At 64.9% G+C, this 4214-nt stretch carries 4 protein-coding genes, 1 tRNA gene and 1 pseudogene; 5 read left to right on the top strand and 1 reads right to left on the bottom strand.

Annotated elements, in window-relative coordinates; genetic code table 11:
• The first annotated feature begins 333 nt into the window (after positions 1–333).
• From tnpA to OM513_RS20675, 5 genes and pseudogenes are all read left to right on the top strand, one after another.
• Positions 334–708, top strand: coding sequence for an IS66-like element accessory protein TnpA (gene tnpA, locus OM513_RS20655; RefSeq protein WP_264946676.1), 375 nt, complete (start codon positions 334–336; stop codon positions 706–708).
• Positions 705–1052 (top strand): IS66 family insertion sequence element accessory protein TnpB, encoded by a 348-nt coding sequence (gene tnpB / locus OM513_RS20660; protein ID WP_066547316.1) that lies wholly within the window; start codon positions 705–707, stop codon positions 1050–1052. The genes tnpA and tnpB overlap by 4 nt, the downstream gene beginning before the upstream one ends.
• A gap of 60 nt (positions 1053–1112) precedes the next feature.
• Positions 1113–2696: an IS66 family transposase gene (gene tnpC / locus OM513_RS20665; protein ID WP_264946677.1), complete on the top strand. Its 1584-nt coding sequence runs from the start codon at positions 1113–1115 to the stop codon at positions 2694–2696.
• Positions 2674–2976, top strand: a pseudogene (locus tag OM513_RS20670) (transposase domain-containing protein); the annotation flags it as partial. The gene tnpC and the pseudogene OM513_RS20670, both read left to right, overlap by 23 nt.
• A 70-nt stretch (positions 2977–3046) precedes the next feature.
• A complete protein-coding gene (locus tag OM513_RS20675; protein ID WP_264946678.1) occupies positions 3047–3352 on the top strand; it encodes a hypothetical protein in 306 nt (101 codons plus the stop codon).
• Between the two features lie 470 nt (positions 3353–3822).
• On the opposite strand, the gene OM513_RS20680 is transcribed toward OM513_RS20675, so the two are convergent.
• Positions 3823–3897: transfer RNA gene (locus OM513_RS20680), tRNA-Glu, on the bottom strand.
• Positions 3898–4214: the final 317 nt, after the last annotated feature.

Below are 4214 nucleotides of genomic sequence, written 5' to 3' on the forward strand. Positions count from 1 at the left end.
CACATGCCGGCGCGGTCTTTTGGCCCGCAGATTAAGGCCTTCCATGCGATACAGCCGTCGAACGCGCTTCACGTTCATCCGGCTACAGGCACGAGGTTGAACGGCTGAGATTGATGACTAACCGGCAATTCTGCGGTCGCCGCGCACGGCGACTTGGGCAGAAGCAGACCTGAGGTACCCTCGCTGATAGTAAGCGAGGTCTGAGGGCCGCCTTGCGGACGGGGCCATCGACAGGCTGATAGCCGCTCTTTGAGCGGGGCGGTGATGTCGGACGAGATCGGGTCAGCGGGCGACGGAGCGAGTAGTCATACGAGGTCTCGTATGACTACTCGGATGGAGATTGTCGGCCGGGTGTCAGGCCGTCGGCACTGGACCGTCGAGCAGAAGTTGGCGATCCTGCGCGATGCCTTTGGGCCGGAGGGCTCAGTCCGCGCGGCCATCGAGCGCCATGAGGTCGGCAGTGGCGCGATCTATACCTGGCGCCGCCAGGCGATGTCGGGGGCGTTGACCGGGATCACCAAGCCAGCGGTGCCGAGCTTTGCCGAGGTACAGATCAGCGAGCCTGCGGTGATGTTGCCGGCGCCGTCGTCGGCCGCGCCGGGCAGCGGGCAGATCGGGATCGAGCTCCCGTCGGGCGTGCGGCTGACCGTTGACGCATCAGTCGATGCCGAGGCGCTGTCCCGGGTGATCGGCGTGCTGGCGCGATGATCCCGCTTCCGGCGTCGGCGCGGGTGTATCTGGCGTGTGGCGCGACCGATATGCGGAAGGGCTTCGACGGCCTGGCGGTGCTGGTGCAGCAGGTGCTGGAGGCGAGCCCGCATTCAGGCGCGTTGTTCGCGTTTCGGGGCAAGCGCGGCGATCTGGTCAAGCTGTTGTGGTACGATGGCCAGGGACTATGCCTGTTCTCGAAGCGGATGGACCGGGGCCGGTTCGTGTGGCCGATGACCAAGACGGGCAAGGTGAGCCTGACGCCTGCGCAGCTGTCGATGCTGCTGGAGGGCATCGACTGGCGTCGGCCGGAGCGCGCGGCGGTGCCGCTGCTGGCGGGATAAAAGCCGCGGATTCCGGGGGTTTTTGTGGCATCCGGCGGGCCGATCCGATAAGGATTCACCGTGTCGGATCGAGCCCTCACCGCCCTCGACAAGGATGCCCGGATCGCCGAGCTGGAGGCGGCGCTGGCAGCGCGCGACACGCTGATCGAGACGCTGCGGTTCCAGCTCGCCCAGCTCAAGCGGATGGCGTTCGGCCAGTCCTCGGAGAAGCTCGCGCTTCAGATCGAGCAGCTCGAGCTGGCGCTGGAAGAGCTGGAAGGCGAAGCCGAGGTCGTCGATGCCGGCAAGGCGGCGGCTACGGCCGGCGGCGAACGTTCCGCGCCGATCCGCCGGCTTCCCGATCACCTTCCCCGCATCGAGCACCGGATCGAGCCTGAAGCGGGAAGCTGCACCTGCCCCGATTGCGGCGGCACGCTGCGGCCGCTCGGTGAGGACAGCGACGAGATGCTCGACGTGGTGCCGGTACAGTGGCGCGTCGTGCGCACCGTGCGGCCCAAGTACAGCTGCCGGTCGTGCGAGCGGATCGTCCAGGCGCCGGCGCCGGCCAAGGCGGTCGCGCGCGGCAGGGCCAGTTTCGCCACGCTCGCCCATGTGGTGGTGAACAAGTTCGACCATCACCTGCCGCTCTATCGCCAGGCCGAGATGATGGCGGCACAGGGCATCGAGGTCGATCGTTCGACGCTGGCCGGATGGGCGGGCCAGGCCGCCCAGCTGCTCGATCCCGTCGTCGCGCGCATCCGCGACGAAGGCCTCAAGGCCGGCAAGCTTCACGTCGACGACACGCCCGTGCCGATGCTGATGCCCGGCAAGGGCAAGACTGCGCAGGCGCGACTGTGGACCTATGTCGCCGATGACCGCGCATCGGGCGCCGTAACGCCGGCGCTGGTCTGGTATCGGTTCACGCCCGACCGCAGCGGCGTGCATCCGCAGACCGAGCTCAAGGCCTTCGCTGGTCTGCTCCAGGCCGATGGTTATGCCGGATATGACAAGCTCTATGAGAGCGGCCGGATCAGGGAAGTCGCCTGCTGGGCGCACTTCCGGCGCAAGATCTTCGATTGTCACCAGACCGGCCCGACGCCGCTCACCGCCGACCTGCTCGAACGGATCGCCGGGCTCTACCGGATCGAGGAAGCGATACGGGGAAGCCCGCCCGACGTCCGCCGGCGGCACCGGCAGGAACGAAGCCGGCCGCAGATCGAGCAGCTGCGCGTCGCCATCGACGATGCGCTGCGCCGCCTGTCGCCCCGGTCGGCGATGGCCAAGGCGCTCGCCTATGGCCGCAGGCGCTGGCATGCGCTCACTCGCTTCCTCCACGAGGGTGTCGCCGAGATCGACAACAACATCGCCGAACGCGCGATGCGCGCCGTCGCGATCGGACGCAAGAACTGGCTGTTCGCCGGCTCCAGGGCAGGCGGCGAACGCGCCGCCGCGCTCTATTCGGTCATCGAGACGGCCAAGCTCAACGGCCTCGAGCCGCAGGCCTATATCGCCGACGTCATCGAGAAGATCGCCTCAGGCTGGCCCGCCTCGCGCTGGGACGAGCTCATGCCCTGGAACTGGACAGCCGGCAGCCCCCCGTCAGCATGGCGGCATGACCGAGACCATCGCGCGCCTGCACATCGCGCTCACGCGGTTCCTCGATGATGGCCAGCTGGAGATCGACAACAACATCGCCGAACGCGCGATCCGCGGCATCGCGATCGGCCGCAAGAACTGGCTATTCGCTGGATCGAAGGCCGGCGGCGAACGCGCCGCCGCGATCTACACCATCATCGAGACCTGCAAGCTCAACGGTGTCGAGCCGCAGGCTTATATCGCTGATGTCATCGCCAAGGTCGCCGGCGACTGGCCTGCCTCACGCTGGGACGAACTCATGCCGTGGAACTGGCGACCAGACTTCCAGACGATCGCCGAAGCCGCATAGGGAATGTCGCAATTCGGCCATTTGCTGTCGTTGGATGTGGCGCTACGGTCTCGCCAATAAGGAGCTGGGCATGATCTATCTGGACGGCGCGTATCGCCAGCATCGACCGGAAGATGCGGCTCGTTTCACCCAGCTTGCGGTGGACGCCTTTCCCGCCTTCATCGGTCGCATCGAATGCTTCGGCGCAGATTGGCTGGGAAGGCAGTTCGCCTTGGATCATCGTAGGCTCATCGATGGGGTTCCACAGGTGCTCACGCTGGAGCCGGGAACTGGCGAAGCGCTTGAGATACCCGTCAATCAGACGGGCTTTCGGCTCACCGTCGCCGAATATGACGAGCGGATGGAGGCGGAGTGGAAGGCGTCGGGGGGCGAATAATCCGTCGCCTAGCCGAACAGCTCGCGGTCGACGAAGTGGAGATCGGCGGGATAATAATTTTTATTGACCCAGCCATCGGTGGTCGAAATGTGCCAGCTTGGCGCCGATGGCGCTCGACGGTTCGTAACCAAATCGGGCAGGACGCTGTTTGCGCGACCCGAATGGCGGGTTTCAGCAAAAGCCTACGCTCACATAAATGACGTTGAACGTCTTGAGCTGGTTGGGAGCGGACGTTAGCGAGCTTTGTTGCCGCAACGTCCGCTTTGCCCGGTTCTGACTCTAAAAGCGGACGGGCAGCTGACGGCCCAATTTCCGTCGTTCGTTGGTGTCCGCGAATCGTCGGGCAGGTGGATTGTCGCCGCTCAGGTGAAGCGGAGATTTGTCCGCGCGAGCGCGCGGACATCCGCACAAAGATATTTGATGAATATTTGACACGCGGGCCGCTCTATCGGCTAACCCATTGAAAACGTTGGTGACCCCTACGGGAATCGAACCCGTGTTTCAGCCGTGAAAGGGCCGCGTCCTAACCGCTAGACGAAGGGGCCGTGAAGCGTGGAGCCGCGACCTAGGCAAAGCTGCGCCCGCGGTCAACCTCTGCTGGAATGACAAACCGCCTGAAGCTTGTTTCCATCGGGATTGACCTGCCCCGGGTAAATTCCTCCAGAAGCGATTAGAGTCCGGCCATTGAGTGACCCTGGTCCCGATTTGTATCCGGCCAGAAGGAGAGATCTGGCGCTTCTGACCCTGGTCCCGATTTGTATCCGGCCAGAAGGAGAGATCTGGCGCTTCATCGGCCGGGGTTAACCCCGGCCGATGAAGCAAATTCGGTCGGTGTCATGAACCCCAGGGATGTGTGAGGTCG

The sequence above is a fragment of the Sphingomonas canadensis genome (assembly GCF_026013525.1).
Classification (GTDB): domain Bacteria; phylum Pseudomonadota; class Alphaproteobacteria; order Sphingomonadales; family Sphingomonadaceae; genus Sphingomonas; species Sphingomonas canadensis.

Excerpts from the sequence above, each read along its gene's own strand:
- OM513_RS20675 (WP_264946678.1), top strand. The coding sequence starts at position 3,047 with ATGATCTATCTGGACGGCGCGTATCGCCAGCATCGACCGGAAGATGCG.
- tnpB (WP_066547316.1), top strand. The coding sequence starts at position 705 with ATGATCCCGCTTCCGGCGTCGGCGCGGGTGTATCTGGCGTGTGGCGCG.
- tnpA (WP_264946676.1), top strand. The coding sequence starts at position 334 with ATGGAGATTGTCGGCCGGGTGTCAGGCCGTCGGCACTGGACCGTCGAG.